The organism is Mesorhizobium sp. M1027 (assembly GCF_040318745.1).
Classification (GTDB): Bacteria; Pseudomonadota; Alphaproteobacteria; order Rhizobiales; family Rhizobiaceae; genus Mesorhizobium.
The window spans coordinates 168,472-192,404 of record NZ_JAMYMW010000009.1; the positions used below are offsets into that span (position 1 = coordinate 168,472).

Annotated in this window: 26 protein-coding genes; 14 read left to right on the forward strand and 12 right to left on the reverse strand. The window is 61.9% G+C overall.

Going from position 1 to position 23,933, the window contains the following annotated elements; genetic code table 11:
- Nucleotides 1-7: 7 nt before the first annotated feature.
- The 4 genes from NKH50_RS18905 to NKH50_RS18920 all read right to left on the reverse strand — a co-directional run bounded on the left by NKH50_RS18905 (nucleotide 8) and on the right by NKH50_RS18920 (nucleotide 2,351).
- Complete coding sequence (locus NKH50_RS18905) at nucleotides 8-274, reverse strand: DUF2277 domain-containing protein (RefSeq protein WP_023716908.1); 267 nt, start codon at nucleotides 272-274, stop codon at nucleotides 8-10.
- Between the two features lie 109 nt (nucleotides 275-383).
- Nucleotides 384-635, reverse strand: a complete 252-nt coding sequence (locus NKH50_RS18910) for an exodeoxyribonuclease VII small subunit (protein WP_031211056.1) — start codon at nucleotides 633-635, stop codon at nucleotides 384-386.
- 3 nt (nucleotides 636-638) lie between these two features.
- Nucleotides 639-1,565, reverse strand: a complete 927-nt coding sequence (locus NKH50_RS18915) for a histone deacetylase family protein (protein ID WP_352880384.1) — start codon at nucleotides 1,563-1,565, stop codon at nucleotides 639-641.
- A gap of 132 nt (nucleotides 1,566-1,697) precedes the next feature.
- A complete protein-coding gene (locus NKH50_RS18920) occupies nucleotides 1,698-2,351 on the reverse strand; it encodes a TetR/AcrR family transcriptional regulator (protein ID WP_352505223.1) in 654 nt (217 codons plus the stop codon).
- Nucleotides 2,352-2,469: 118 nt separating this feature from the next.
- Between NKH50_RS18920 and NKH50_RS18925 the strand changes: the two genes are divergently transcribed.
- Nucleotides 2,470-3,693: an MFS transporter gene (locus tag NKH50_RS18925; RefSeq protein ID WP_352880386.1), complete on the forward strand. Its 1,224-nt coding sequence runs from the start codon at nucleotides 2,470-2,472 to the stop codon at nucleotides 3,691-3,693.
- A 59-nt stretch (nucleotides 3,694-3,752) separates the two neighbouring features.
- Here NKH50_RS18925 and ribB read toward each other — a convergent pair whose 3' ends face one another.
- On the reverse strand, nucleotides 3,753-4,853 hold the full coding sequence (gene ribB, locus NKH50_RS18930; RefSeq protein WP_352880388.1) for a 3,4-dihydroxy-2-butanone-4-phosphate synthase: 1,101 nt from the start codon (nucleotides 4,851-4,853) through the stop codon (nucleotides 3,753-3,755).
- Between the two features lie 109 nt (nucleotides 4,854-4,962).
- Entirely contained in the window at nucleotides 4,963-6,063 is a 1,101-nt protein-coding gene (aroC, locus tag NKH50_RS18935) for a chorismate synthase (RefSeq protein WP_352880390.1), read from the reverse strand.
- Nucleotides 6,064-6,338: 275 nt separating this feature from the next.
- Here aroC and NKH50_RS18940 point away from each other — a divergent pair, with 275 nt between their 5' ends.
- Nucleotides 6,339-6,602, forward strand: coding sequence for a DUF1344 domain-containing protein (locus NKH50_RS18940; RefSeq protein WP_023716902.1), 264 nt, complete (start codon nucleotides 6,339-6,341; stop codon nucleotides 6,600-6,602).
- Nucleotides 6,603-6,665: 63 nt separating this feature from the next.
- Here NKH50_RS18940 and NKH50_RS18945 read toward each other — a convergent pair whose 3' ends face one another.
- On the reverse strand, nucleotides 6,666-7,253 hold the full coding sequence (locus tag NKH50_RS18945) for a histidine phosphatase family protein (protein ID WP_352880392.1): 588 nt from the start codon (nucleotides 7,251-7,253) through the stop codon (nucleotides 6,666-6,668).
- 31 nt (nucleotides 7,254-7,284) lie between these two features.
- Nucleotides 7,285-8,103 carry an enoyl-ACP reductase FabI gene (gene fabI / locus NKH50_RS18950; RefSeq protein ID WP_031211054.1) on the reverse strand — a complete coding sequence of 273 codons (819 nt, stop codon included), beginning with the start codon at nucleotides 8,101-8,103 and terminating at the stop codon, nucleotides 7,285-7,287.
- Between the two features lie 571 nt (nucleotides 8,104-8,674).
- On the opposite strand from fabI, the gene NKH50_RS18955 reads away from it, so the two are divergent.
- The 5 genes from NKH50_RS18955 to NKH50_RS18975 all read left to right on the forward strand — a co-directional run bounded on the left by NKH50_RS18955 (nucleotide 8,675) and on the right by NKH50_RS18975 (nucleotide 15,606).
- A complete protein-coding gene (locus NKH50_RS18955) occupies nucleotides 8,675-11,770 on the forward strand; it encodes an ATP-binding protein (RefSeq protein ID WP_352880394.1) in 3,096 nt (1,031 codons plus the stop codon).
- Nucleotides 11,770-12,918, forward strand: a complete 1,149-nt coding sequence (locus tag NKH50_RS18960) for a YcaO-like family protein (RefSeq protein ID WP_352701611.1) — start codon at nucleotides 11,770-11,772, stop codon at nucleotides 12,916-12,918. Before NKH50_RS18955 ends, NKH50_RS18960 begins: the two co-directional genes overlap by 1 nt.
- Before the next feature lie 61 nt (nucleotides 12,919-12,979).
- Complete coding sequence (locus NKH50_RS18965) at nucleotides 12,980-13,648, forward strand: TfuA-like protein (protein WP_352505228.1); 669 nt, start codon at nucleotides 12,980-12,982, stop codon at nucleotides 13,646-13,648.
- A gap of 85 nt (nucleotides 13,649-13,733) precedes the next feature.
- Nucleotides 13,734-14,915, forward strand: a complete 1,182-nt coding sequence (locus NKH50_RS18970) for a gluzincin family metallopeptidase (protein WP_352505229.1) — start codon at nucleotides 13,734-13,736, stop codon at nucleotides 14,913-14,915.
- A gap of 28 nt (nucleotides 14,916-14,943) precedes the next feature.
- Nucleotides 14,944-15,606 (forward strand): hypothetical protein, encoded by a 663-nt coding sequence (locus NKH50_RS18975; protein WP_352880396.1) that lies wholly within the window; start codon nucleotides 14,944-14,946, stop codon nucleotides 15,604-15,606.
- A 136-nt stretch (nucleotides 15,607-15,742) separates the two neighbouring features.
- On the opposite strand, the gene NKH50_RS18980 is transcribed toward NKH50_RS18975, so the two are convergent.
- Both NKH50_RS18980 and NKH50_RS18985 read right to left on the reverse strand, forming a co-directional pair.
- Nucleotides 15,743-16,669 (reverse strand): DnaJ C-terminal domain-containing protein, encoded by a 927-nt coding sequence (locus NKH50_RS18980; protein WP_352880398.1) that lies wholly within the window; start codon nucleotides 16,667-16,669, stop codon nucleotides 15,743-15,745.
- A gap of 100 nt (nucleotides 16,670-16,769) precedes the next feature.
- Nucleotides 16,770-17,231 carry an RT0821/Lpp0805 family surface protein gene (locus NKH50_RS18985; protein ID WP_352880400.1) on the reverse strand — a complete coding sequence of 154 codons (462 nt, stop codon included), beginning with the start codon at nucleotides 17,229-17,231 and terminating at the stop codon, nucleotides 16,770-16,772.
- A gap of 39 nt (nucleotides 17,232-17,270) precedes the next feature.
- Between NKH50_RS18985 and pdxH the strand changes: the two genes are divergently transcribed.
- From pdxH to NKH50_RS19005, 4 genes are all read left to right on the forward strand, one after another.
- Complete coding sequence (gene pdxH, locus NKH50_RS18990) at nucleotides 17,271-17,888, forward strand: pyridoxamine 5'-phosphate oxidase (RefSeq protein WP_292663882.1); 618 nt, start codon at nucleotides 17,271-17,273, stop codon at nucleotides 17,886-17,888.
- Between the two features lie 71 nt (nucleotides 17,889-17,959).
- The gene (locus NKH50_RS18995; RefSeq protein ID WP_352880402.1) at nucleotides 17,960-18,205 is read left to right on the forward strand and encodes a CopG family ribbon-helix-helix protein; all 246 of its coding nucleotides are present in this window, start codon (nucleotides 17,960-17,962) and stop codon (nucleotides 18,203-18,205) included.
- Nucleotides 18,202-18,495 carry a type II toxin-antitoxin system RelE/ParE family toxin gene (locus NKH50_RS19000; RefSeq protein WP_352880404.1) on the forward strand — a complete coding sequence of 98 codons (294 nt, stop codon included), beginning with the start codon at nucleotides 18,202-18,204 and terminating at the stop codon, nucleotides 18,493-18,495. Before NKH50_RS18995 ends, NKH50_RS19000 begins: the two co-directional genes overlap by 4 nt.
- Before the next feature lie 170 nt (nucleotides 18,496-18,665).
- On the forward strand, nucleotides 18,666-18,965 hold the full coding sequence (locus NKH50_RS19005) for a hypothetical protein (RefSeq protein WP_352880406.1): 300 nt from the start codon (nucleotides 18,666-18,668) through the stop codon (nucleotides 18,963-18,965).
- Between the two features lie 90 nt (nucleotides 18,966-19,055).
- Here the strand turns inward: NKH50_RS19005 and NKH50_RS19010 are convergent, their stop codons facing one another.
- Together NKH50_RS19010 and NKH50_RS19015 are read right to left on the reverse strand one after the other, a co-directional pair.
- Nucleotides 19,056-19,808, reverse strand: coding sequence for a crotonase/enoyl-CoA hydratase family protein (locus NKH50_RS19010; protein ID WP_352880408.1), 753 nt, complete (start codon nucleotides 19,806-19,808; stop codon nucleotides 19,056-19,058).
- A 53-nt stretch (nucleotides 19,809-19,861) separates the two neighbouring features.
- Nucleotides 19,862-21,625 (reverse strand): acyl-CoA dehydrogenase family protein, encoded by a 1,764-nt coding sequence (locus NKH50_RS19015; protein ID WP_352880410.1) that lies wholly within the window; start codon nucleotides 21,623-21,625, stop codon nucleotides 19,862-19,864.
- A 123-nt stretch (nucleotides 21,626-21,748) separates the two neighbouring features.
- Between NKH50_RS19015 and NKH50_RS19020 the strand changes: the two genes are divergently transcribed.
- The 3 genes from NKH50_RS19020 to NKH50_RS19030 all read left to right on the forward strand — a co-directional run bounded on the left by NKH50_RS19020 (nucleotide 21,749) and on the right by NKH50_RS19030 (nucleotide 23,925).
- A complete protein-coding gene (locus tag NKH50_RS19020; protein WP_352505233.1) occupies nucleotides 21,749-22,129 on the forward strand; it encodes a type II toxin-antitoxin system TacA family antitoxin in 381 nt (126 codons plus the stop codon).
- On the forward strand, nucleotides 22,126-22,629 hold the full coding sequence (locus NKH50_RS19025) for a GNAT family N-acetyltransferase (protein ID WP_352501976.1): 504 nt from the start codon (nucleotides 22,126-22,128) through the stop codon (nucleotides 22,627-22,629). Before NKH50_RS19020 ends, NKH50_RS19025 begins: the two co-directional genes overlap by 4 nt.
- A gap of 195 nt (nucleotides 22,630-22,824) precedes the next feature.
- Nucleotides 22,825-23,925 (forward strand): glycoside hydrolase family 25 protein, encoded by a 1,101-nt coding sequence (locus tag NKH50_RS19030; RefSeq protein ID WP_352505452.1) that lies wholly within the window; start codon nucleotides 22,825-22,827, stop codon nucleotides 23,923-23,925.
- Nucleotides 23,926-23,933 lie beyond the last annotated feature (8 nt).

Here is a 23,933-nt window from a genome sequence, read left to right on the forward strand (position 1 = left end):
GGTCCCCTCAGGCGAAGCGAAGTGCAGATTTGGCCTTCGCCTTGGCCGCCACCTCTTCGCGATTGCGCGGATGCTGCGTCGTCTCGAGGCTGTCGAGCAATTCACGCGCCGAGGCGGCAATGGCCTCGACGGCATGGTCGAACGCATGCTGGTTCTGTTTCGACGGCCGTGTCGTTCCGCTCAGCTTGCGGACAAACTGAAGTGCGGCATCGCGGACCTCGTCATTGGTTGCCGGCGGATCGAAATTGAACAGGGTTTTGATGTTTCTGCACATCGTTCGCAATCTCCTCTCGTCCTGGAGCCGTTTCAAACGGGATGAGTTTTACCCTCAATCGTGATGATGTCCAAAGCCGGTAAGCACAATCGTCGTTCGAGGCCGCGCCTCAGTCCGCATCCAGCGGCTCTGTCCCCACCGGCTTGCCGTCACGCGACAGCCTGATTTTCTCGACCTTGTCCTCGGCCGCTTTCAGCAGCCGGTCGCAATGCGCCTTCAGCGCCTCGCCGCGCTCGTAAATGCGGATCGACTGGTCGAGCGGCACGTCGCCGCGCTCCAGATCGTCGACGATCCGTTCCAGCGCCTCGAGCGCCTGCTCGAAGCTCATCGCCTTGACGTCCTCGTTGGTCTCACCAGCCATCATCTATCCCTTCATCAGCCGCCCGACATGGGCGGCGACCGAAAATGCCAATCCCTGCAGATCGTAGCCGCCCTCGAGAACGCTGACGAGCCGGTTGCGGCTATGGCGACCGGCTCGTTCGAGCAACTGGCCGGTCGCCCAGTCGAAATCATCCTCGGTCAGGTTGATCTCGGCCAGCGGATCGCGGTGGTGGGCGTCGAAACCGGCGGAGATGATGATGAGATCGGGCGCAAAATTGTCGAGCGCCGGCAGGATGCGTGACAGAAAGGCGTCACGGAAAACATCGCTGCCGCTCTGCGGCGCCAGCGGCGCGTTGACGATGTTGCCGGCGCCGGTTTCGCTCGCGGCGCCGGTTCCCGGGTAAAGCGGCATCTGGTGTGTCGAGCAATAGAGCACCGACGGATCGTCCCAGAAGATGTCCTGCGTGCCGTTGCCGTGATGCACATCCCAGTCGACGACGGCGACACGGCCGGCGCCATGGTTCTTCTGCGCGTAGCGTGCCGCGATCGCCGCGGTGTTGAACAGGCAAAAACCCATGGAGGTGGTCTTTTCGGCATGATGGCCGGGCGGCCGTGCGGCGACGAAGACGTTCTCGGCACGGCCGGTGAAGACGTCATCGACCGCGGCGTTGGCAGCTCCGATCGCGGTCACGGCAGCCTGCCAGCTCTTCGGGCTGGCGGTGGTATCGGCGTCGATACGGGCGATGCCGGTGTCCGGTATCGCTGCACGGACACGTTCGACGAATTCGGGCGGATGCGCGTAGAGAATGGTTGCCTCGTCGCCTTCAGGCGCCTGGACGCGATCGAGCGCCGCGAAGGCCTCGTCGTCAAGCACACGCTCTATGACGCGCAGACGGTCCGGCCGCTCCGGATGACCGGGCGGTGTTATGTGCTCGAGGAAAATCGGATGCGTGTAAAGTCTCGTGACCATGCCCCGATATAGGCGCGCCTTACCGCTTTGGCCATGTTTTCGCGCGCTGGTGACGCGATGTTCAACAGGGTTTAGGCAACCGGCGTCGGCCGAGCCCACCGCGAGCCGCCTGGGATTGGCGAAAAGATGATCTCAGGCCGGTGATCGGTCAACCTCGGGCTGCATCGCTGACGGTCGATCAGGTTGATGCAGCCTGCCGGTGCGATTGAGCAGCCCCTCCAGAAGAACCTTGAACGCCTTCACTGCCTTCTTCGACGTCGCTTCGGGATCGTTCGAATTTGCGATCCACTGCGCCGCATGCAGCGAGGCGCCGCTGACCAGCCTTGCCGCGGCTTCGGGATCGACGGCGAGAATTGTCCCCTCGTCGCTCAGTCTTTGCAGGCTCTCTGTCATCGAGCGGATGCATGTGCTCTGGCTTGGCCATTGCGATGGATCGCCGAGCACCGCCGGCCCGTCGCGAAGCACGATACGCTGGATCTCCGGCTCCAGCGCCATCTCGATATAGGCGGTGCATTCGTCGACAAAGCCCTGCCAGAGATTGTCCGGCTTGGCCGAAACGACCTTCAGCCGGGCTGCCATTTCGGCGTCGATCTCGGCGATAACCGCCTGGAGCAGGCCCTTCTTGTCGCCGAAGTGATGATAGAGCGCACCGCGCGTCAGCCCGGCCGATGCCGTGAAGTTATCCATCGAGGCTTCGGCATAGCCGAGCGTGCCGAAGGCCTGGCGCGCCGCGGCAATCAGTTTGGCGCGGGTCTCGGCAATCATCTCCTTGCGTGGTTTGTGCATGCACTGGCCCTATTAACATACGCTTCGCATGCCAATTGACATACGCCACGTATGATCTATTTAAACTCATACGCTACGTATGTAATCGCCGAACCGGCCGTTGTCGAGGAGCCAGACCATGCAAAATCCCTATTCCCAGATCTTTCGCGCGCCGGGCGCCAAGGGCTTTGCTGCCGCCGGGTTCGTTGCCCGGCTGCCGATGGCCATGGCTCCGATCGGGATCGTCGCAATGCTGTCGCAGACCGATGGCCAATACTGGCTGGCCGGTGCCGTTTCCGCGACATATGCGCTGGCCAACGCTTTCGTCGCCCCGCAGGTATCGCGACTGGTGGACCGCCTCGGCCAGACGCGGATTGTGGTGCCGACCACCATGATTTCCACGCTCGCTTTCGCGATCCTGATTGCAGCGGCCAATCAGCATTGGCCGATATGGACGCTATTCGTCTCGGCGCTGCTCGCCGCCGTCATGCCCAGCATCCCGGCAATGGTGCGCGCACGCTGGACCGAGATTTTTCGCAACCGCCCCGAGCTGAACACGGCGTTCGCCTTCGAGTCGGCGGCGGACGAACTGGTGTACATCGCCGGCGCATCGCTGTCGGTAGGGCTGAGCGTCGCGCTTTTCCCGGAAGCGGGAGTGCTCGCGAGCACATTGTTCCTCGCCTTCGGTTCGACGGCCTTCATCCTGCAGCGCTCGACCGAACCGCGAGCCCGACCGGTGGAACATGGTTCAGGCGGCTCGGCAATCCGCCTGCGGCCGGTCCAGATCATCACCTTGGCCCTGATCTTCATCGGCGCGACCTTCGCCACCACGGAGGTGAGCACGGTGGCGATCACCAAGGAGCTTGGCCAGCCAGGCGCCGCCAGCTTCGTCATCGGCGTCTACGCGCTCGGATCGTTCGCCGTCGGCATCGTCATCGGCGCCCTGAACCTGAAAGTGCCGCTGCAGATTCAGCTTGCCATCGCAATCGCCATCATTGCGCTTACCACGCTGCCGCTGCTCGTCGCCGACACGGTGCCGCTGCTGGCACTGGCCGTCTTCGTCAGCGGCGTGGCGATCTCGCCGACCTTCATCACGGCATTTGGCCTGATCGAGCGCCGCGTGCCGGAGGCGGTGCTGACCGAAGGCGTGACCTGGGTGATGACCGGCATCGGCATTGGCATGGCGCTCGGCTCGTTCGCCGCCGGCTGGGTGGTGGACGCTTTCGGCGCGCAGAACGGGTTCTGGGTATCGGTGGCATCGGGCACAATCGCGCTGGTCATCGTGCTCGCCGGCCAGCGCAGCCTTGCCGCGCCGGACTGCGACATGGCTGCATGCGACGCAGCTGCGGTCGCTGCGGAATAGTTTCCGGTGCGTCCGGCCCCGAGCCGGGGCCGGACGCATACCAGCACCGTGAGAATGGCCTAAAGAATCTCGGTGTTGGCGATGTGGATGCCAAAACCTTCGAGGCCGACATAATGGCGCTCGCGCGAGGCGATCAGATTGATCGAGGAAATGCCGAGATCCTTGAGGATTTGCGCGCCGAGGCCGATCTCGCGCCATTCGTTTTCGCGGCGGCGAGCCTCTTCGTGATCCTCGCGGTCGCCGGCAGCCGGGCGCTTGCGCTCCTGATGGGCGACGCCGACCGAGCCTTCGCGCAGATAGACGATGACGCCGCGCTTACGCTCGCCCATCGTCTTCATGATGGCGTCCAGTCTGTGGCTGGTGCCGAACACGTCGCTGACCACGTCCTCGGAATGAAGGCGCACCGGCACCTCATCGCCGTCGCGGATGTCGCCGAAGACGATCGCTACATGATGCATCGAATCCCAGGGCAGCGTGTAGGTGAAGACCTGTGCCTTGCCGCCTGCCGTCTCGATGTCGGAACAGGCGACACGCTCGACCAGCGTTTCCTTGCGCTGCCGGTAGGCGATGAGGTCGGCAACCGAGATCTGCTTCAACCCGTGCTTTCCGGCGAAGGCCTGCACCTGCGGGCCACGCATGACGGTGCCGTCATCGTTGACCAGCTCGGAAATGACGCCGACCGGCGGCAGGCCGGCGAGCTTGCAGAGGTCGACAGCGGCCTCGGTATGGCCCGAACGCATCAGCACGCCGCCTTCGCGCGCGATCAGCGGAAAGATGTGGCCGGGCCGGACGAAATCGGAGGCGCCGACATTGCCATTGGCGAGATTACGCACCGTCAGTGTGCGGTCGTCCGCTGAAATGCCCGTCGTGGTGCCGTGCTTGAAATCGACGCTGACGGTGAAGGCGGTGGTGTGGGCCGAATCATTGTCGGCGACCATCGGCGACAGGTTGAGCCGCTTGGCTTCCTCGCGCGGCATCGGCGTGCAGACGATACCCGACGTGTTGCGAACGATGAACGCCATCTTTTCCGGCGTGCAATGGACGGCGGCTACGATCAGGTCGCCCTCGTTCTCGCGGCCGTCATCGTCCATAACGACGACGATCTCGCCGCGCTCGAAGGCGCGCAGGGCTTCGACGATTTTCTTCTGGTCGTAAGGCATAAGTGCTCGCTTCGCTCGCAGGGAATAGGGGAGTAGGGCAGTACGGGAGTAGAGAAAAGGAAAAAATGCTGTCGTGGGAGCTGCGTAACCTGCTCCCCTACTCTACTCCCTACTCCCTTCCCGTTTGTCCCCGATGACGCAGATAATGATCGGCAATGGCACAGGCAACCATCGCCTCGCCGATCGGTACGGCGCGGATGCCGACGCATGGATCGTGCCGGCCCTTGGTCATGATCTCGACGTCGCTACCGTCCTTGTCGATCGACTTTCGCGGCGTCAGGATCGACGAGGTCGGCTTGACGGCGAAACGCGCGACGATCGCCTGGCCGGTCGAGATGCCGCCGAGGATGCCGCCGGCATTGTTGGACAGGAAGACCGGCTTGCCGTCATTGCCCATGCGCATCTCATCGGCATTCTCCTCGCCGGTGATGCGGGCGGCCTCGAAACCGTTGCCGATCTCGACACCCTTGACGGCGTTGATCGACATCAGGCCGGCGGCGATGTCCTGGTCGAGCTTGGCATAGATCGGCGCGCCAAGCCCCGCCGGAACGCCGTCGGCGACGATCTCGATGACCGCACCGACCGAGGAGCCCGCCTTGCGGATGCCGTCCAGATATTTGGTGAAGACGGCGACGGACGCCGGATCAGGCGTGAAGAACGGGTTTTCGGCGTCGCCGACGAAATTCCAGTTCCAATTGGCGCGATCGATCGATTTATCGCCCATCGACACCAGCGCGCCGCGCACCACCATGCCGGGCACGACCTTGCGGGCAAGCGCTCCGGCCGCCACCCGCGCCGCCGTCTCACGCGCCGAGGAGCGGCCGCCGCCGCGGTAATCGCGCAGGCCGTATTTGACCTCGTAAGTGTAATCGGCATGGCCCGGCCGGAACTGGCGGGCGATGTCGCCATAATCCTTCGAGCGCTGGTCGACATTCTCGATCAGCATCGACACCGGCGTGCCGGTGGTGATCATCGTCTCGCCGTCCTCATCGAGGATGAAGCCGGACAGGACCTTCACCTCATCCGGTTCGCGACGTTGCGTCACAAAACGTGACTGGCCGGGGCGGCGCTTGTCGAGTTCGGCCTGGATCTCGTCGCGCGTGAAGCGGATGCCTGGCGGACAGCCGTCGACGACGCAGCCCAGCGCTGGCCCGTGGCTTTCGCCCCAGGTGGTGACGCGGAAAAGATGGCCGAACGTGTTGTGCGACATGGAACCAGCCCTGCCGGCGTCGGAGCCGGCCTAGCGCATAACCCCGAAAATCGGAGCGATTTTCGGAAAGGATCATGCACAAAATCAAAAGTGCTACAGCGTTCCTTGCGCGTCCAGGAGAACGCGCGGCGCTGTCGCCTGCCTTCTATTGGCGTTTTCCACAGTGGTCAAACTGTGATCCGGCGGATTTAGTTTTGACACATTCGATTGGTTTCTGCTCAGTTCCGTTCCGTTGGACCGAGCCGCTGTACCGGCAATGATTAAAGAGGACGATGATGCGTATCCTGATTGGCGCTGTTGCCGCCACGCTGTTGATCTCCACCGCCGCCTTCGCCGGCCAGACCGAAGGCCTGATCAAGAAGGTCGACAAGGATGCGCTGACGCTGACGCTGGACGACGGCAAGTCCTACAAGCTGAACGCCGAAACCGACCTCGATGCGCTGAAGCCAGGCATGGACATCGTCCTCGCCTATGACGTGACGAATGGCGAGAATGTCGTCACCGATATGGAACTACCGGACACCGGATCGACCGAGTAGGACGCGTCGACACTCAGCTGATGCCGGCCCGACCTGATCTCAACATACGCTGCGTCATCGGTCTCAAAGGCACTCCAGGCGCCGGCCGTCCAGTCTGAGCACGCGGTCCTGCGGCACGTCCATGCTGACCGCATCTTGTTCGGACATCCCCAGTACCAAGCGGAACATTACGCGCATGACGCCACCATGGGTCACGCAGACCGTCTGGCGATCGAGCGCGTCGAACCACGGCTTCACCCGTTCGAGCAGCATCTGGTAGCTTTCGGCGCCCTCGCCGGGCGGCTGGAAATTCCATTTATCGAGGCGGCGTCGCCTGGTCGAACCGGGATTGTTCGCCTCGAGTTCGGCAAAGGTGAAACCCTGCCAGTCGCCAAAGCTCAATTCCACGAGCAGCGGCTCGGTACGATAGGCGTGCGGATCGAGCTTCATCGCCGCGCGCAGGCGCTCCATCGTCTCGCGCGTGCGCCGCATCGGGCTGGCGACAAAGTCGAAATCTTCGGGCTTGTCGATGAGTTCGGCCAGCCTGCGCCCGTTGTGGCTAGCCTGCTCGCGGCCAAGCTCGTTGAGGTCGGTATCGGCCTGCCCCTGCAGCCGGGCCTCGGCGTTCCACGCCGTCTGGCCGTGGCGCACGATATAGACGAGCGGGTACATCAGGTCTTCCGGAAGAGGTCAGGCGGTGGCGTCAGTCCTTGACCGTCGAAATATCCGGCGCGTCAACGGCCTTCATACCGACGACATGATAGCCGGAATCGACATGATGGATCTCGCCGGTGACGCCGCGCGAAAGGTCTGACAGGAAATAGACGCCGGAATCGCCAACCTCCTCCTGCGTGACCGTCTGCTTCAACGGCGAATTGTATTCGTTCCATTTCAGGATATAGCGGAAATCGCCGATGCCGGATGCGGCAAGCGTCTTGATCGGGCCGGCGGAGATCGCGTTGACACGGATCTTCTTGGCGCCGAGGTCGACGGCCAGATAGCGCACGCTGGCTTCGAGTGCCGCCTTGGCGACACCCATGACGTTGTAGTGCGGCATCACCTTTTCCGCGCCATAATAGGTCAGCGTCAGCAGCGAGCCGCCGTCGGTCATCAGCGCCTCGGCACGTTTGGCGATGGTGGTGAAGGAATAGACCGAAATATCCATGGTACGCAGGAAATTGTCGCGCGTCGTCTCGACATAGCGGCCGGTCAGCTCGTCCTTGTCGGAAAAGGCGATGGCGTGGACGAGGAAATCGAGCTTGCCCCAATGGCTGGCGATATCGGCGAACACCGCATCGAGGCTGGCCGGGTCGGTCACGTCGCAATGGCCGGCGACATGCGCGCCCAGTTCCGCGGCAAGCGGCTCGACACGTTTCTTGAACGCCTCGCCCTGATAGGTCAGCGCGATCTCGGCGCCGTGATCGACACAGGCCTTGGCGATGCCGTAAGCGATCGAGCGATTGTTGGCGATGCCAAGGATAAGGCCGCGCTTGCCGGCCATAAGGCCCCGTCCACCCGCCATGTCAGCGCTCTCCGCAAGGTTCTCTACTTTGTGGAGTGCCTATCGCACAGCCACAGTGCCCCTTCAAGCGTTCAAAGCGGACAGTTCGGGGGACAAAGCGGTTGCTCAACAGCGCCGCGCGTCCTTTGGGCGCGCAAAGGACGCTGTAGTGCTTTGACCTTGCAGTCGTGGGCCAGTGGAAAAATCCGACGCCAGGATCGGTGTCACGGCGGAAGATGACCCTTTGGCAGAAGTTTCGTTGGCCAGCGGCCGAAGTCACGCTCATGACGCCGAGCCAACTTCCATACTTTGGGCCGTGGACGACCGCTTTGCGGTGCGCCGGGAGCGGACGTCTGGGCTTAGGCCGTCGAATGTCTGCCTTTGGACAAAAAATTTGACGTTGAGTCCGCCAACCCACAGGCGAGAGGTCCTGAGCAGCCGTCGCACCTTCCGGCGATCGCCGCTCAGTAATTTGTGCTCTGTCATACTTTTGATAGTATGCCCTGTCAGCGAGGGTGACATGTCGCATAAGAGCCGAGTTGATGTTCCGAAGGCGGGGACTGGCTCGCGCCTTCCGATCGGCAAAGGGTTGATGGATGACGGTGTCGAGACCCGTCACGAACGGCGCATACTAACCGCTCTTTGCTACGATCTCGTAGGCTCCACCGAGCTGCTGGGCCTGCTCGGCATCGAAGATTTTGAGGAACTTATCTTGGCGTTTCAAATGGCCGCCAAGGAAGCGATTGTATCGTGCTCCGGAACCGTGACGGTCGAGGTCGGCGACGGCGGCGTCGCTGTGTTCCCAGTCGATCTGGGTGCGAAGGATGCGGCGTCGCTGACGATCAGCGCCGGGCTTGGGATCGTCAGGGCGTGCAAGCTCCTTGCCGCGGAGAAAGGGAGGAGCGACCTGCATGTAAGGGTAGGCGTGGCGACCTCGATGACGCTAATCCTGAAGGGCGACACCGCTGTAGCGCAGGACACGGTAACCGGCCCTGCATTTGCGCTGGCAACCAGGCTGCAGGCAATTGCCCGGCCGGATACCGTCGTCGTGTGCAACGAGACGCGCAATCTGGCACGGCGCTCACACGTATTTAGCTTCTACGGTTCTCACGTCATCAAAGGCTTCGCGCAACCCGAGCAGGTCTGGCAGGCGCTGAGTCACAAGCGGGGGGTAGACCGTTTCTCCGCGTTCGGACGCCTCACCAGCCCCTTGGTCGACCGTACGGATGAGGCCGAGCTGATCCACGAATGTTGGAATGAGGCCGTTTCGGGACGTGGCCAAGTCGTAGTGATCGAGGGCGAGGCCGGCATTGGCAAGTCGCGCATCCTACACGAGGTGCGCCGGCGAACGCGCTTCCAACGCAACAGGTTGCTCCTCTTCCAATGTATGCCAGGCGACTCGCGTTCGACGCTGTATCCACTGCGGCAGGCGATGCTGGGCAATTTCGACGACGGCGAGCGTGCACTCACCCCTGCGCTTGTAGCAGAGGTGTTCGCAGCACATGACATTCACGACGCCGAAGTCGTCGACATCTTTTCTTTTCTGCTCGGCGTGGAAGGCGCGAGGTCCGGTTTCCATGAGATGGATCCGGAAGTGATCCGAGAGAAAGCCGGTTGGGCTGCGCGCCATGCGTTACAAGCAACGTGCGCCAGTGGCCCAGTGATCTTGATCGCTGAGGATATTCACTGGATCGACCTTACGTCGAAGCAACTGCTGGGTGAACTTGCAAAACTGGTTCCTAGTTGCCCCGTGCTCTTGATCGCAACGACGAGGCCGGGATCTGGCGACTGGCTGGATGAAAAAAGCAAGCATGTCCTGCTCGCTCCCCTTGAGCATGCCGACACCTTGCGGGCAATCGCGACGATGTGGCCTCAGGGCAAGCGAGCGCCCGCGCCTGACCTGATAGAGTTGGTCGAGCGCGTCACCGGCGGTGTACCCCTGTTCATCGAGGAGGTTTGCCAATGGATGGCGGAGAATGCCGCTAGCGGTACTGAGCACCTGCCACAGGGTGTTTCGCTCGGCCGCGCGGCGGTGTTGGAAACAGTGTTGGACGCCCGGCTCGAGCCTCTCGGCCGCGCCCGCGAGGTGGCGCGCGCGGCCGCCGTCGCCGGCAACAGATTCAGCCTGGACTTGCTGTCGGCGCTCTTGCCGGAATTTGACCCGGGCACAATCTCTGCGGCGCTCAATGCCCTGGCCGAGGCTGGCTTCGTACGCGCCAGGCATGCAGCAGCAACAGTGTACGCGTTTCGGCATGCGCTTATCCAAGAAACGATCTATAGTGGAACACTACGGAAACGGCGCCGGACCCTGCATCAGCGTCTTTATGCGGTGGCTAGTGGCAACCGCAGCCTCGTTGGCTGGCTAACAACGGCAGCTCTTGCCGATCATGCTGAGCGAGGTGGCCTGCTTGACGAAGCGATCGGCGAGTTCGTCAATGCCGGCATGGAAAGCTCGTCCCGCTCGGCTATGGCTGAGGCAAGGCAGCTGCTCGAGCATGCCATTGCGCTTTGCGGGCAGGTTTCTGATCATGACAAACGGGATGCGCTGCGGCTCTCGGCGATGGTGGCGCTCGGGCCGATATTGACCGCTGTCGAAGGGCCAAATTCCGAGCACGCCCGCAGGCTCTACGACGAAGGCGTAAATATCGCACGGCGTCGGCCGATAGCGGAGCGCGCCAAGTGGTTCCCGATCTATTGGGGTTGGTGGTTCACGGGTTCGGTCGTTGATGGCGAGCGGGCGCAGGCCGTCGTCAGTGATCTAAAGGAGGTTAACGACCCCGAGATTCAGCTTCAGGCTAGGCACTGCTTGTGGGCAGTCGATTTCAATCGCGGAGACCATGGTGGATGCATAGCCGCGGTTGATGCTGGATTGCCGCACTATGACGTGGGCCAGGGGCACGCGAATGCCACGCGTTTTGGGGGGCACGACGCGCGCGTGTGCGGCTTGGCGCATCGTGCACTGTCGCTGTGGTTCTCGGGACGTGCAACGAGCGCTCTCCGCTCCATGTCGGAGGCCCGCCGCTGGGCTCAGCAGACTGGCCATGTCAGCAGCATCGCGCATGCCTGTATCAACGGCGCGATGCTGAGTTGCTATCGCCGCGACTTCGCTTCGTTGCGTGACGTGATTGAGGATCTGCGGCAGCTGACCGCGCTTCATCACCTGCCTTCGCTAGTCGTCTCGGCACAAATCTTCGAGGGCTGGTGCGATGGCAACGCTGGCCACCTCGAGCGGGGCAAGGACAAGATGCGTGAGGCCCTCGGCCTGCATGGACAAGTGCAGACACCTGAGGACGAGCCCGTCTATTGCGGCATGCTGGCGGAACTTCTCGCGCGCTCGGGTGAGATCAGTGGCGCGCTTGCCCTGCTTCATTCGGCGGTGGCGCAGGCCGAGGCGGGTGGCAGTCGATATTGGCTGGCGGAACTACATCGGCGAATTGCACAACTTCTCGTCCTTGACGGCGCGGCAGCTGGCCAGGTGGCAGCTGCCCTTGAGAAGAGCCTCAATACTGCAGCCGAGCAAAATGCCGTGCCCATCCTCATCGCGGCCTACGAGACGCTCAGCGTGTCAAATCTCTCGCCCGTCCTGCTTCGGAGCTACAACGACCGTATCGAAGCGGCAAGGAAATCGGTTGAGCCCGGCGAACCGCTGATCGTCAACCCTGAGCCGGAACTGCGGGCCAGCCGATAGTGGAACAATATGAGCGCCTTGGTCCTCCGGCAGACGAAGCGCTGACGTATCTGATGTCGATGCGACAAGCGTTGGGCATCACCCGTATTGCGGACATTACCGGCCTGGACCGTGTCGGCATCCCGGTCGTGCAGGCAACGAGGCCGTTCTCGTTTTCAAACGCGGTCGCGCAGGGAAAGGGTGCCAGCCTGGCTCGCGCTGCCATATCGGCCATTTTGGAATCCGCTGAGAGCTTTTTCGCCGAGCGCATCGAATATCTTGATGCAGCTTACGCTTCGGCCACTTTACTCGGCATACCCTACGGGCGATTTGAGACGTGGCTGCGAGAGCCCGCCCCTGCTGATTGGCGCGGCCGAAAAATCGCTTGGATGGAGGCGGAGAACCTGCTGGGCGGCGGCCGCGACTTCGTTCCGCTGGAATTGGTGCACACGGCCTATCTCGTACCGCCCAGCCCCTGTGACGGAATTTTCACGCCAACCACAACCGGACTGGCGGCCGCGCTTGATGAAGCAGACGCCATCACACACGGCATATTGGAATGCGTCGAACGCGATGCGATCGCCCGCGCTCTCAAGACGCATGGTTTTCTGCAACACCAGCGAATCGATCCAGCGACCATCGATGACGCAAGGGTCTTGGCTTTATTGGATGAACTCGCACGAAAAGACATGATCGTCGGCCTTTGGCTCGCGCCGTCGCCTGTTGGCCTGCCTGTGATTTGGTGCCATCTGATGGAGAGCAATCCTCGAGAGACGGCATTGCTCCATCTGCCGGCCGACGGCTCGGCCGCTGCATTCGATCCGGCGGCAGCTGCCGTCCAAGCGATCCATGAGGCGGCGCAGGCGCGGCTTGCGGCGATCTCGGGTGCGCGCGACGACATGACCCGGGCGTCTTATCCGAAATATCCCGACTGGCAGCTTATCGAGGCGCACCGCCAGCTGATCACCGGCGGCCGCAAGGACGTGAGTTTCGCCCGCCAGCCTGCCGATCGAGCGGCGAGCGGGCAGACCTTGCGTGGCAGCCTTCTCGCACGACTGGAGGAAAGCGGAATCAGCGCGGTGTATCTGATCCGCCTCAACACCAGCCCTTGGAACCGACTGTCGGCCGTCAGGATAGTTATCCCGCAATTGTACCCTTTAGTGGAGTGACCGGATGCGACCTCGGCTCGTTTTCACCGGCCCCACGCTATCGCATCCAGAGGCACAGCAGGTGGCCGACGTGATCTGCCTGGCGCCCGCGGTACAAGGCTCGATCATAGCCGCGGTGCAGCGTTATGACCCGGCTGCAATTGTCATCATAGACGGCGCTTTCCAGGCTGAGCCGGCAGTGAGGCACAAGGAGATACTGTGGGCGATCAGCCAGGCCATCCCGGTAATTGGTGCGGGAAGCATGGGAGCCTTGCGAGCCGCCGAGCTTTACCCGTACATGCACGGCGTTGGCCTTATCTATCGATGGTATCGCCGCTTCGCTTTCCTGCCTGATGACGCAGTGGCAGTGCTGTACGGTCCGAAGGCGGTGAATTTTTCGCCACTAACGCACGCTTTGGTTGATTTGCGAATAACCGTCCGCGCCGCTTGGAGGCGGAACCTGATCTCCACCGATTTGTCAGGAAAGCTTGGGAATACGGCCCGGAACCTCAATTTTAGGGAACGTACGCTGTCGCGAATGGTCCGCGAGACATTACCGGAAGCCGGTGACCATGATATCGAAGCCTGCCGGCAAATTCTCGCAGGAGCTTTCGTTCAGCAAAAGAAACGCGACGCACTGTCGGCTCTGCAACTTATGAGAGAAAAGGCATTGGTGCCGGCGGAATTGAAGAATTTCAGAATGACGGTCGCGTTTGTCCAGGATTTGGAGGACGCCGGCTTAGCAATCTGACGACAGAGTTGCCGGTGATACCTGGTGCAATTTACGAAGTGCAGGCTTCGTGCTAGTGTTGCCGACTATGAGAGGGGCCGCGCAGTTGAACGCGCTCGATGTCGCCGGTCGGGCGGGGATGTCGGCTGGAACGCGCTTCCTGCTATACCCACAAGCGCCTCACGTTTCTGGGTACGAGAAACCCGAGGCGGTCTGGATTTCAACATCGCCTGGTTTGATCCATCCGGGCCCGGAGGATCATCGCATATACGTGCGTGATCCCGTGCTGGACAAGCAGCCGTACGAGTATCCTTACCTGCCGCCCTTTGTTGGCGCGTATTTCCCACCAGCCGAACCCGGCCTTGATGGTCATTTCGACCACCTCTCTCTTCAGTCGCGCCAGTTCCTGGCAGCGCATGCGTTCGCGGCCGCGAGCCGGGTGCTGGACATCTGGGAAAGCTATCTGGGCAAGCCGATTGTCTGGTACTTCGCCGAAACATACGAGCGGCTTGAGATCATTCCCTGGCTTGACTGGGAGAATGCGCAATCGGGGTTTGGATATCTGGAGCTTGGCCGCGAGCGTGGAGCCGACGGGCGCGGCCATCCGTACGCCCTCAACTTCGACGTGATCGCGCACGAAATGGGTCACGCCATACTCTTTTCTCTCTTCGGAGTGCCCACGCAAGGCCTGCAGGACGGCGACTTCGGGCCGTTCCACGAAGCCAACGCCGATCTTATTTCGCTGCTTTCGTTCCTGCATTTCGACAGCGGGATGGATCGATTGTTACGGCACAGCCAGGCAAACCTGCTTGTCCTCAACGAGCTCAACCGCATCGCCGAACTGACGGGCGACCGCCAGATCCGCCTTGCCAGTAACTCGCGCAAGATGACGGAAGTGACCGAAGAAATTCATGACCGGTCTCGCCCATTCACGGGAGCGGTGTTCGATACTCTGGTCGATCTCTACCATGCCGGCCTGGTGCGGCAGGGCTTGGCCGACGAGCGCCTGCTTGGCTTCGACATCAGGCAGGTTGGCGAAGCCGACATGCGGCACATCTCCGACTTCACGGGCGATGCATTCCGGGCCCGTCCGTTCCTTTTTAAGACCGAGCTAATCAAGGCGCGCGACGATGTCGCGCTTGGGCTTGCGCGCGCGTGGACACGCCTCGATGCCGATCATCTCACATTCGCAGTCGCAGCCTCCACCATCATCGAAGTGTCCGACCGCATCCGCCCGGCCATAGCGGCAAGCTTCGAAGAGAATTTCAGGTGGCGGGAAATTTTATGAATTGGTGATTGCAACGGAGGGTAACAACATGAGCGACGATTTTCATCGACCGACTTACACCACGAAAGATCCCCATGGAGCATTTAACGCCACACAAGTGCGCCTCTATGGAATACCTGGTCTTGGTCTTCCTATATCCAGCAAAAAGAAAAAGACATTGGAGCCAATAACAGGAAAATACAAGAATCATTCTATAATAATAGCAAAGATACTTGATGACGGCGATCCTGATGACAAAAGAATTTTACGGTTTAAGAAATATCTTAGTAAAACCCCACCTAACAATAGCAGTTATGTGTTTGTTAATTCGATCGTAAATAGGTTTATGCTTATGCTTGGGGCGATTGATATAAACCCGGCAAATGGTGATAAAGAAATACTTAGTTGCGGTGTAATATTTGGATATGCCTACGAGGGTCATACTTATGATCTCCCGAAGCCCAAGGTAATGTTAATTCCAGCAAATCCGGAGGCAGATATTCCTGAAGACGACTCCAACTATAAATCCAAGGAGAGTGAAGGATACGCCGTCTGGATCGTTGATAAGCTCGACAAATGCGTGGAGATTGAAGTGAATCAGGGTTTCGTCGAGCAGATTGTTCTTGACGCGAATCTACCGGGCAAAAGCTCGCCCACAATGTACGCGTCCCGAATGATGATGGGGCACCGCGGGGGAAGACTTGGCGACTGATAGACGCTAGAGCATGGCCGATCGCGAGTTGTGGTCGGCCAGCCCAGTGGCGCTGGTTGCTCGTTTCATGTCGATAACCGACGGCATGAAACCACTCACGCCCGCTTACGACGTCAAGCGCCAGCCTTTTCGACCATCAGCCCTTTCGCCGGCGCATCAGCGCCTCTAGCTCGGCGTCGCCGCCTTCCGGCAGCATCAGCCGCACGTGCGCGTAGAGGTCGCCGTGACCGCCGGCCTTTTCCGGCAGGCCCCTGCCCTTCAGCCGCAGAACCTTGTCCGAGCTCGACCAAGGGGGGACGTTGACCGCAATCCTGCCGGTCGGGGTTTCGACCGCCACCTTGGCGCCATGCACCGCATCGGCCAGTTCCACCGGCAGGTCGACATGCAGGTCGCGGCCCTCGACGCGGTAGCGCGGGTGCCGGCGGAAACGGATCTTGACCAGTGCATCGCCCGGCTGCCCCGGTCCTTGCTCACCCTGGCCTTTCAACCGGATGGTCTGACCGTCCTCGACATAGGCCGGCAGCTTGACCGCCACCTTGCGGCCGTCGGGGAACATCGCCGTCACTTTCTCGGCGGTTGCGGCCTCCTCGATGGTCACGTCCAGCGTGACGTTGAGGTCGGCTGCGGTCGGCATCCGGCGGCCGGCGCCCATGCCGGCTCCGCGCTGCTGGCTGAAAGCATCGCCGAAGATCTGGCTGAAGATGTCGCTGTTGCCGTCGAACGGATCACCGCCGGGACGGCCGGTGCGGAATTCGAAATGCGCGCCGCCCGGCCCTTGCTGCCGGCGGAAACCGGCGAAAGGATCGGCGCCGCCGGCCGCACTCTCGAAACCCTGGAACCGCGGTTTGCCTTCGGCGTCGATCTCACCGCGATCGAAAGCCGCCCGGTTCTTCTCGTCGCCGACGATCTCGTAAGCCTGGTTGGCGGCGGCAAAACGCTCCTTTGCCTTGGGATCCGGATTCTGGTCCGGATGATACTTCTTGGCGAGCTTTCGGTACGCCGATTTTATGTCCTTGGCCGATGCGTTCTTGGCAACGCCCAGCACCTCATAGGGGTCGCGCATGCTTACTGCCCTGGAGAAGGAGTGGTTCCATGATCGCCTCCTATATGCGCTTGCATAGGAAGAAATTCCAGTGGCTTACCACTATGTCTCCGGCGGAAAATCAGAGCGCCTTGAAATCCTGCATTCGCCAGGCGCTGCCGCCGGCCAGGCATACTTCGCCTTTGAACAGCGCGACGCCGTCGAAGCTCTCGCGTGAAGCGGTGAAGCGACGGCATGTCTCGCCGTTAGCCCTGAATTCCGCGAGCTCGGTGATGGAGCCGCGCGAGCCGGTATCGGCATTCGCCCACGGAATGGCCTGCCCGGCCAGTTGCTCGACGTCGGCGGAGGACACGGCGTTGCGGATCGTGGCCTGGTCGGAGGCGCGGTCCTGATCGAGCGGCGTGACCGAGGCCGGCGTGCTCGAGGTGAGTATCGAGCGGTCGACCTCCGCCTGCTCCAGACTGAAGCCGCCCCCGCCACAGGCGGTAAGCGGCAGGATGATTGTCACGATCATGGCTTTGGCGCTGGCCGAAGCGATAGCGCTCCATTGCCCACTGTCAAAAGCTTGCGCGATACGCGACAATCGGCAATCTCCCCAGCCGGCGATAAATTTGAGAAAACTATGAGCGAAACCGGGTTAACAAGCGGTGACTTTACCGAGGCGGCGGAACCGTTCCGGCTTTTTGCGGCGTGGCTCGACGACGCGACGAAGAGCGAGATCAACGACCCCAACAGCGTGGCACTGGCGACGGTCGATGCCGAGGGCATGCCGAATGTGCGCATGGTGCTGCTCAAGGGGTTCGATGAGGGCGGCTTTGTCTTCTACACGAATTTCGAGAGCGCCAAGGGCCGTGAGATCCTGGGCAGCATGAAAGCGGCGATGTGCTTCCACTGGAAATCGCTGCGCCGGCAGGTGCGGGCGCGCGGCCCGGTGGAGATCGTCACCGACGCCGAAGCCGATGCCTATTACGCGACGCGCCCGCGCGGCAGCCGCATCGGCGCGTGGGCGTCCAAGCAGTCGCGGCCGCTGGAAAGCCGCTTCGCGCTGGAAAAGGCGGTCGCCGAATATACGGCGCGCCACGCGATCGGCGACATCCCGCGGCCAAAACACTGGTCGGGCTTCCGCATCGTGCCGCAGACCATCGAGTTCTGGCACGACCGTCCGTTCCGGCTGCACGACCGTGTCGTCTTTTCGCGCAACGCCGAGGGCGGCTGGGACAAGGTGAGGCTTTATCCGTAGAGGACGATGCGGCAATCCTTGACGAACACTTTGGTTCACTAATAATCATAGTGAACCAGAGGAATGTGGCCATGACGGCTTTTACCGTGCGCGTTCGTGACGAAACTGCAGACCGGCTAGACCAGCTTGCCGAGAAGCTCGACCGCTCGCGCTCCTATGTGGCTGCGAAGGCCATCGAGGATTTTGTAGCCCGTGAGGAATGGCAACTCGCCGAGACAGAGGCCGGATTGGCTGAAGCCTCGCAAGGCGATTTTGCGGGTGCCAGCGACGTAGAGGCTGTCGTTAGAAAATACGTTAAATCCACCCGCCAGGCATGAGCCATAAGCGAATCCGCTGGGCCAAGCGGGCGTTGCGGCGGCTTGATGAAATCGGCACGCATGTTGAGAAAGACAATCCCGAGGCGGCCGCGAGGATCATTGCGCGTATCGTAACGGCGGCGGAACATCTCACCGAACAGCCGGCGATGGGGCGCATCGGGCGCATCAAGGGGACACGGGAACTCGTCTTGGTCGATGTGCCGTATATCGTCCCTTGTCGCATCGACGGCGAAACTGTCGAAATCCTCACCGTCATGCACGCCGCGCAGCGCTGGCCGCAGACCATGTAAGTCGCATCGAGACACAGGAGATCAGGCTCCTGCGCGACCCATGCCGGGCTATAGAGACCTGGCGTTTCCAATCCCACGATCACGATCTCGTGTGCGTGAAACGTTCCAGCGTGCCGCAACGAACCAGGAAAGGGCTCAACGCGCCGCTGGCGCAAATTCAGGAGGAAGCAATGCATTCACTCAGGTTGGTCACGATAGCCGGTCTCGTCGGCCTTTTCGCTTCGCAGGCCTTTGCGGAGGAGGCGATGGGGACAATGACGATGATGAAGGGTGGGGAGGTCATGGCGATCATGCCCGATGGGCATATGGGCACCATGATGCCAGACGCGAAGATGAGCGCCGAAATGATGAAAATGGCGAAACCGATCAAGCATTGCATGATGTTGATGACCGACGCCAAAGGCAAGACATTCATGATCGACACGTCTTCGGCAAAGGCCGAGGCCGAATGTAAAAAAATGGCGATGTGACAAAAAATGGCGATGTGACAAAGAGAGCATGGCGAAACCGCCCGCCGGTTGCTGCCGGCGGGTCCACGATGCGAGACAAGGCCGGACGGTCTAGGCCTTTTTCCTGGTCATGAAGGCCGTCAAGGCGGCGCGGGCCTCATCGGATGTGAGCCGCTCGCGGAAATGGTGGCTTTCCTTGCCGATGCGTTCGACAACGTCGTCGCGCGAGCCGCGCATCAGGTCGCGCGCGATCCTTAGCGCTTGCGGCGGTTTGGCCGAGATCTGGCCCGCGGCCGCCAATACCGATGCTTCGAGTGCCTCTTCCTCGACCACCTCGTAGATCAGCCCGGCGGCCTTGGCGCGCTCGGCCGAAAAGCCCTCGCCGAGGCCAAGCAGCGCGAAGGCGCCTTGCCGGCCAAGGATCTGCGGTGCGAGCAGGCTCGATCCTGCCTCCGGCACAAGGCCGAGATCGACGAAGGGCGTCCGGAACATTGTGCGCGGCGTGGCGAAGGTCAGGTCGCAATGCAGGTTGAGCGTGGTGCCGATACCGACCGCAATGCCGTCGACGCCGGAAACCATCGGCTTTTCCACCTTGGCCAGCGCCATCAGGAAATCCCAGACTTCGGTACCGCCTTCGCCGCCCGAGGCGACGACCATGAAATCGGCAAGGTCGTTACCGGACGAGAAAGCACCGGGCACGCCGAGAAAGACATGGACGCGGATTGCCGGATCGGCGTCGCCGCCGGCAAGAGCCGCCGACATCGTCGCGTACATGGCGCGGGTCAGGGCGTTCTTCTTGTCCGGACGATTGATGCGGATGATCTGGATGGCACCCCGGCGTTCGACGAGGATGTGGTCTGTCACGGATTGGTCCTTTGTGAATTTCGGGCCTTTGTGAATTTCGGCGCGTGCGAACGTCAGGCTGAAATCAGCGCTTTGCCGGCAACGGCAAGGCTGTCGGCGCCGCCGACGACGTGCTCCTTGAGCGCGCCCACTTCGCCAAGCAGGTTCTCGGCGAAGAACCGACACAGCGCGATGCGGCTTTGGTCGGCAAGCGCGCCGCGCGCCAGATAGGCGCCGCCGGCGGCAAGCGAGATCAGCCTGAGATAAGGTGTGGCGCCCGCCAACGCCTCGTCCGGACGGCCTTCGGCCTGCAGGTCTTGCAGGGAACGGCTCGCCTGTGACAGGTCATCAAGCGCCTGGTCGAGGCGATCGGCGGTGCGGCCGAAGCCTTCAAGGTTCGACGCTCGCACCGCATCGGCGACGGCCTTGAGCTCGGCGATGTAGCCATGCACATGCTGACCGCCGCCGAGCGGCAGCTTGCGCGTCACCAGATCGATCGCCTGGATGCCATTGGTGCCTTCGTAAATGGGTGCAATGCGCGCGTCGCGATAAAGCGCCGCTGCCCCTGTCTCCTCGATGAATCCCATGCCGCCATGCACCTGCAGCCCAAGCGAGGCGACCTCGACGCCGACGTCGGTCGAAAAGGCCTTGGCCAGCGGCGTCAACAGATTGGCGCGCTCCTGCCAGTGCTTTGCATCCTCGCTCCGCGACGCGAGATCGATGGCGTGGGCGCAGGAATAGCAGATGGCGCGGGCAATCTGGGTCAGCGCCTTCATGGTCAGAAGACTGCGCTGGATGTCGGGGTGATGCACGATCGGCGCCATGCCGGCACCGCGATAGCTCGCCGCCTTGCCTTGCCGGCGGTCGTTTGCATAGGCGAGCGCCTTCTGCGTCGCCGCCTCAGCGACCGCGACACCCTGAATGCCGACGGCAAGGCGCGCATTGTTCATCATGGTGAACATGCAGGCGAGGCCCTTGTTCTCCCCGCCGACCAGCCAGCCGATCGCGCCGGGCGCGGTGCCTTCGAAGCCATCGCCATAAATCATCGTGCAGGTCGGCGAAGCGTGGATGCCCAGTTTGTGCTCCAGCCCGGAGCAGAAGACGTCGTTGCGTGCGCCCAGCGCGCCATCGTCTCCGACCAGGAATTTCGGCACCAGGAACAACGACAGGCCGCGTGTGCCGGCTGGCGCGTCCGGCAGCCGCGCCAGCACCAGATGGATGATGTTGTCGGTGAAATCGTGCTCGCCATAGGTGATGAAGATCTTTTGCCCGAAGATGCGGTAGGTGCCGTCGCCGGCCGGTTCGGCGCGGGTTCGCAAGGCATTCAGGTCCGACCCTGCCTGCGGCTCGGTCAGGTTCATGGTGCCCATCCATTCGCCGGAGACCAGCTTTTCCAGATATCTGGCCTTGAGTGCCTGCGAGCCATGTTTGTCGAGTGCTTCGACCGCGCCCATGGTCAGCGTCGGGGCGATGCCGAACGCCATCGAGGCGGAGTTCCACATTTCGAGCGCGGCGACGCCGAGCATGGCCGGCAGCGCCTGGCCGCCATACGCTTCAGGCGCGGACAGCGCATTCCAGCCGCCGCCGATCCAGCGGCGATAAAGTTCCTTCCAGCCGGGCGGGGTGGTGACGGCAGCGCCGTCGAGCACCGCGCCTTGCTGGTCGCCGATCTTGTAGAGCGGCGCCACCTCCTCACTGGCGAAGCGGCCGGCCTCGGCCAGAATGGCGTCGACGAGGTCCTCGCCGAGTTCGCCAAAGATGCCGATATCGAGCGCCGGCTTCAAGCCGGCGACATGCTTCAGGGTGAAGGCGATCTCCTCGACCGGTGCCCGATACATGGCGCTCGCTCCTCCTCTGTCCGGCTCTCCTCAGTCCGGCAGGTCAACTCAAGATCCGTGCCGACGCTCCCCGTCCACCTTCGTTTTGCGTAAACGTCAAACTTTGTCACGCGGATTTTGCAGTTGCTGGCTCGTCTGCAAAATTATTTAGAGCCGGACGACGCACTTGATTTGTACGGCTATTTCCCGTACAAGGTAGCATCAGGGGTGACGATAATGCCAAACCAACAGACCCGCACCGCCCGTCTCGAAGCCCGTATTTCGCCGGATATGCTGGACGTGGTGAAACGTGCCGCCGAAATCCAGGGCCGCAGCGTCAGCGACTTCGTGGTCGCCGCCGCTCAAGAGGCGGCGCAGCGTACTATCGAGAACACCACCATCATGCGTATCTCCATCGAAGATCAGCGCGCCATGATGGAGGCGATTCTCAATCCGCCCGAGCCTAATGAGGCACTGCGCAAAGCTGCCGACGCCCACAAACGGCTGGTCGTCGAAACCCGGTGACTTTCGCCGTCATTATCGAACCGCTCGGCGGATCGCATGATCGCAAGGCGTTCAGCTGCGGGGTACCGGCGCTCGACCGCTACATTCGGGAGCAAGCCAGCCAGGATGTCAAACGCCGAGTCGGCAATTGCTTCGTTGCCGTGGATCGCGATGGCGGCGCGATCGCCGGATATTACACTTTGGCGGCGTCGAGCATACCAATCGCGTCCTTGCCTGACGAACAGACAAAACATCTGCCACGCTACCCGGTTCTGCCCGCGATATTGGTCGGCAGGCTGGCCGTCGATGCCCGATACCAGCGGCGGCGGGTCGGGTCGGCGCTGATCGTGGATGCGCTACGACGTAGCGTTAGCGCTGCCCCAGCAGCCTTCGCGTTGATTGTCGATGCCAAGGATGACCAGGCGGTCGCGTATTATCGCAGGCATGGCTTCACCTCGTTTCAGAGCCGCCCGCTATCACTGTTCCTGCCCATAGCAACAGCGTTGAAGCTATTTGGCTGACAATCGCAACCATCGCTTTGCTCTTGAGGAGCACCAAGGATCGCTTCGCCAGCGCTCCAACTCGCCCACTCGGCACCCGAAGCATTTCCTTAACCATGGCGGTTCAGGATTTGGCTTTGGCCAGCAAGGATCTGCTGTTTGAAAACGCCGGCGCGCCCCCTTGTCCGCTCAGCGCTTCTCGTTGTCGCGGCCGCGATGACCCTGGCGCTGACGCCGGCAAAGGCCTCGGATTTCTCCGAACCTTGGAAGGATGCCGACCGGGCGCTGGTCGTCGACGCCTACGAATACAATTCCATCGACTGGACCAGGCTTGCCACCGACAAGCGTCTTGTCGGCTTCATCAACAAGGCATCCGACGGAATGCCGCCACCCTATTTCTGTTTCGGCGACGAGACCGAGGTGCGGCTGTGCAAGACGCTTTGGAAGCGCCATGCGGTGGCGCGTGAGCTGTTCCAGACGCGCAAGGTTGTGGCCAAGGCGCTTGGCTTGAAATGGGGCGCCTATCACCTCGCCCGCCCCGGCAACCCGGTCGGCCAGGCCAATCATTTCATCGAGTTCGCCGAACCCGGGCCGGACGACCTGCTTGCCCTCGACATCGAGGACGACGACCCGACGCAGTGGATGTCGCTGGACGACGCCGAAGAATTCGTCCGTCAGGTGCATCGGCGGCTCGGCCGCTTTCCGGTGCTCTACACCAATGGAACGACCGCCCGGCACATCGCCGACAACAGATACAAATACCAGCTGCTGTCGCGGCTGCCGCTGTGGTATGCGCGCTACAAGCCAGACATCGGCGTGCATTTTCCGATGGGCAACTGGCAGGGTTATGCGCTCTGGCAGTTTTCGGCGCGAGCAAACTGCGGCCGGTTCCGCTGCCCTTACAGGGTCGCGGGCACACCCAACGATATCGACGTCAGCGCCGCGCCGATGAACGCCACGGAATTGCGCGCGCAGTGGCCGTTCGGCGGCCTGATCGACGTGCAGCCGGATTATCTCACCTCGATACCGGTGCCGCTCTCACGCGAGGCGGGGCTCGCCGGCGGCACCATCACTTACGCCAGCGTGACGCCAGCAAGCGTCGAGGAGATGGTCGCGGTATTCAGGGCGCGCCTGGCCAGGTTCAGCAGCGGCTTTCAAATGCCTGCGGCGAAGGCGGCGCCGGGCCTTCTGCGCGGGATTGCCGAATATGTCGCCTGGACGCGAAACGAAAAGCGTGCGGCATCGGTGCCAGGATTTGTCTCCACCGCCGATGCGGTCAGCAGCGTCTCGACCGAATTCGACCACGGCTTGCGCTGAGGCCGAAG

Coding starts and splice junctions, on each gene's coding strand:
- NKH50_RS18910 (WP_031211056.1), bottom strand. CDS start 635: ATGGCTGGTGAGACCAACGAGGACGTCAAGGCGATGAGCTTCGAGCAG.
- NKH50_RS18955 (WP_352880394.1), top strand. CDS start 8,675: ATGGATGACGGTGTCGAGACCCGTCACGAACGGCGCATACTAACCGCT.
- NKH50_RS19005 (WP_352880406.1), top strand. CDS start 18,666: ATGCATTCACTCAGGTTGGTCACGATAGCCGGTCTCGTCGGCCTTTTC.
- NKH50_RS18925 (WP_352880386.1), top strand. CDS start 2,470: ATGCAAAATCCCTATTCCCAGATCTTTCGCGCGCCGGGCGCCAAGGGC.
- NKH50_RS19030 (WP_352505452.1), top strand. CDS start 22,825: ATGACCCTGGCGCTGACGCCGGCAAAGGCCTCGGATTTCTCCGAACCT.
- NKH50_RS18905 (WP_023716908.1), bottom strand. CDS start 274: ATGTGCAGAAACATCAAAACCCTGTTCAATTTCGATCCGCCGGCAACC.
- fabI (WP_031211054.1), bottom strand. CDS start 8,103: ATGGCGGGTGGACGGGGCCTTATGGCCGGCAAGCGCGGCCTTATCCTT.
- NKH50_RS18975 (WP_352880396.1), top strand. CDS start 14,944: ATGAGCGACGATTTTCATCGACCGACTTACACCACGAAAGATCCCCAT.
- NKH50_RS19000 (WP_352880404.1), top strand. CDS start 18,202: ATGAGCCATAAGCGAATCCGCTGGGCCAAGCGGGCGTTGCGGCGGCTT.
- aroC (WP_352880390.1), bottom strand. CDS start 6,063: ATGTCGCACAACACGTTCGGCCATCTTTTCCGCGTCACCACCTGGGGC.
- NKH50_RS18920 (WP_352505223.1), bottom strand. CDS start 2,351: ATGCACAAACCACGCAAGGAGATGATTGCCGAGACCCGCGCCAAACTG.
- NKH50_RS18945 (WP_352880392.1), bottom strand. CDS start 7,253: ATGTACCCGCTCGTCTATATCGTGCGCCACGGCCAGACGGCGTGGAAC.
- NKH50_RS18940 (WP_023716902.1), top strand. CDS start 6,339: ATGCGTATCCTGATTGGCGCTGTTGCCGCCACGCTGTTGATCTCCACC.
- NKH50_RS19015 (WP_352880410.1), bottom strand. CDS start 21,625: ATGTATCGGGCACCGGTCGAGGAGATCGCCTTCACCCTGAAGCATGTC.
- NKH50_RS18915 (WP_352880384.1), bottom strand. CDS start 1,565: ATGGTCACGAGACTTTACACGCATCCGATTTTCCTCGAGCACATAACA.
- ribB (WP_352880388.1), bottom strand. CDS start 4,853: ATGCCTTACGACCAGAAGAAAATCGTCGAAGCCCTGCGCGCCTTCGAG.
- NKH50_RS18980 (WP_352880398.1), bottom strand. CDS start 16,669: ATGCGCGACCCCTATGAGGTGCTGGGCGTTGCCAAGAACGCATCGGCC.
- pdxH (WP_292663882.1), top strand. CDS start 17,271: ATGAGCGAAACCGGGTTAACAAGCGGTGACTTTACCGAGGCGGCGGAA.
- NKH50_RS18995 (WP_352880402.1), top strand. CDS start 17,960: ATGACGGCTTTTACCGTGCGCGTTCGTGACGAAACTGCAGACCGGCTA.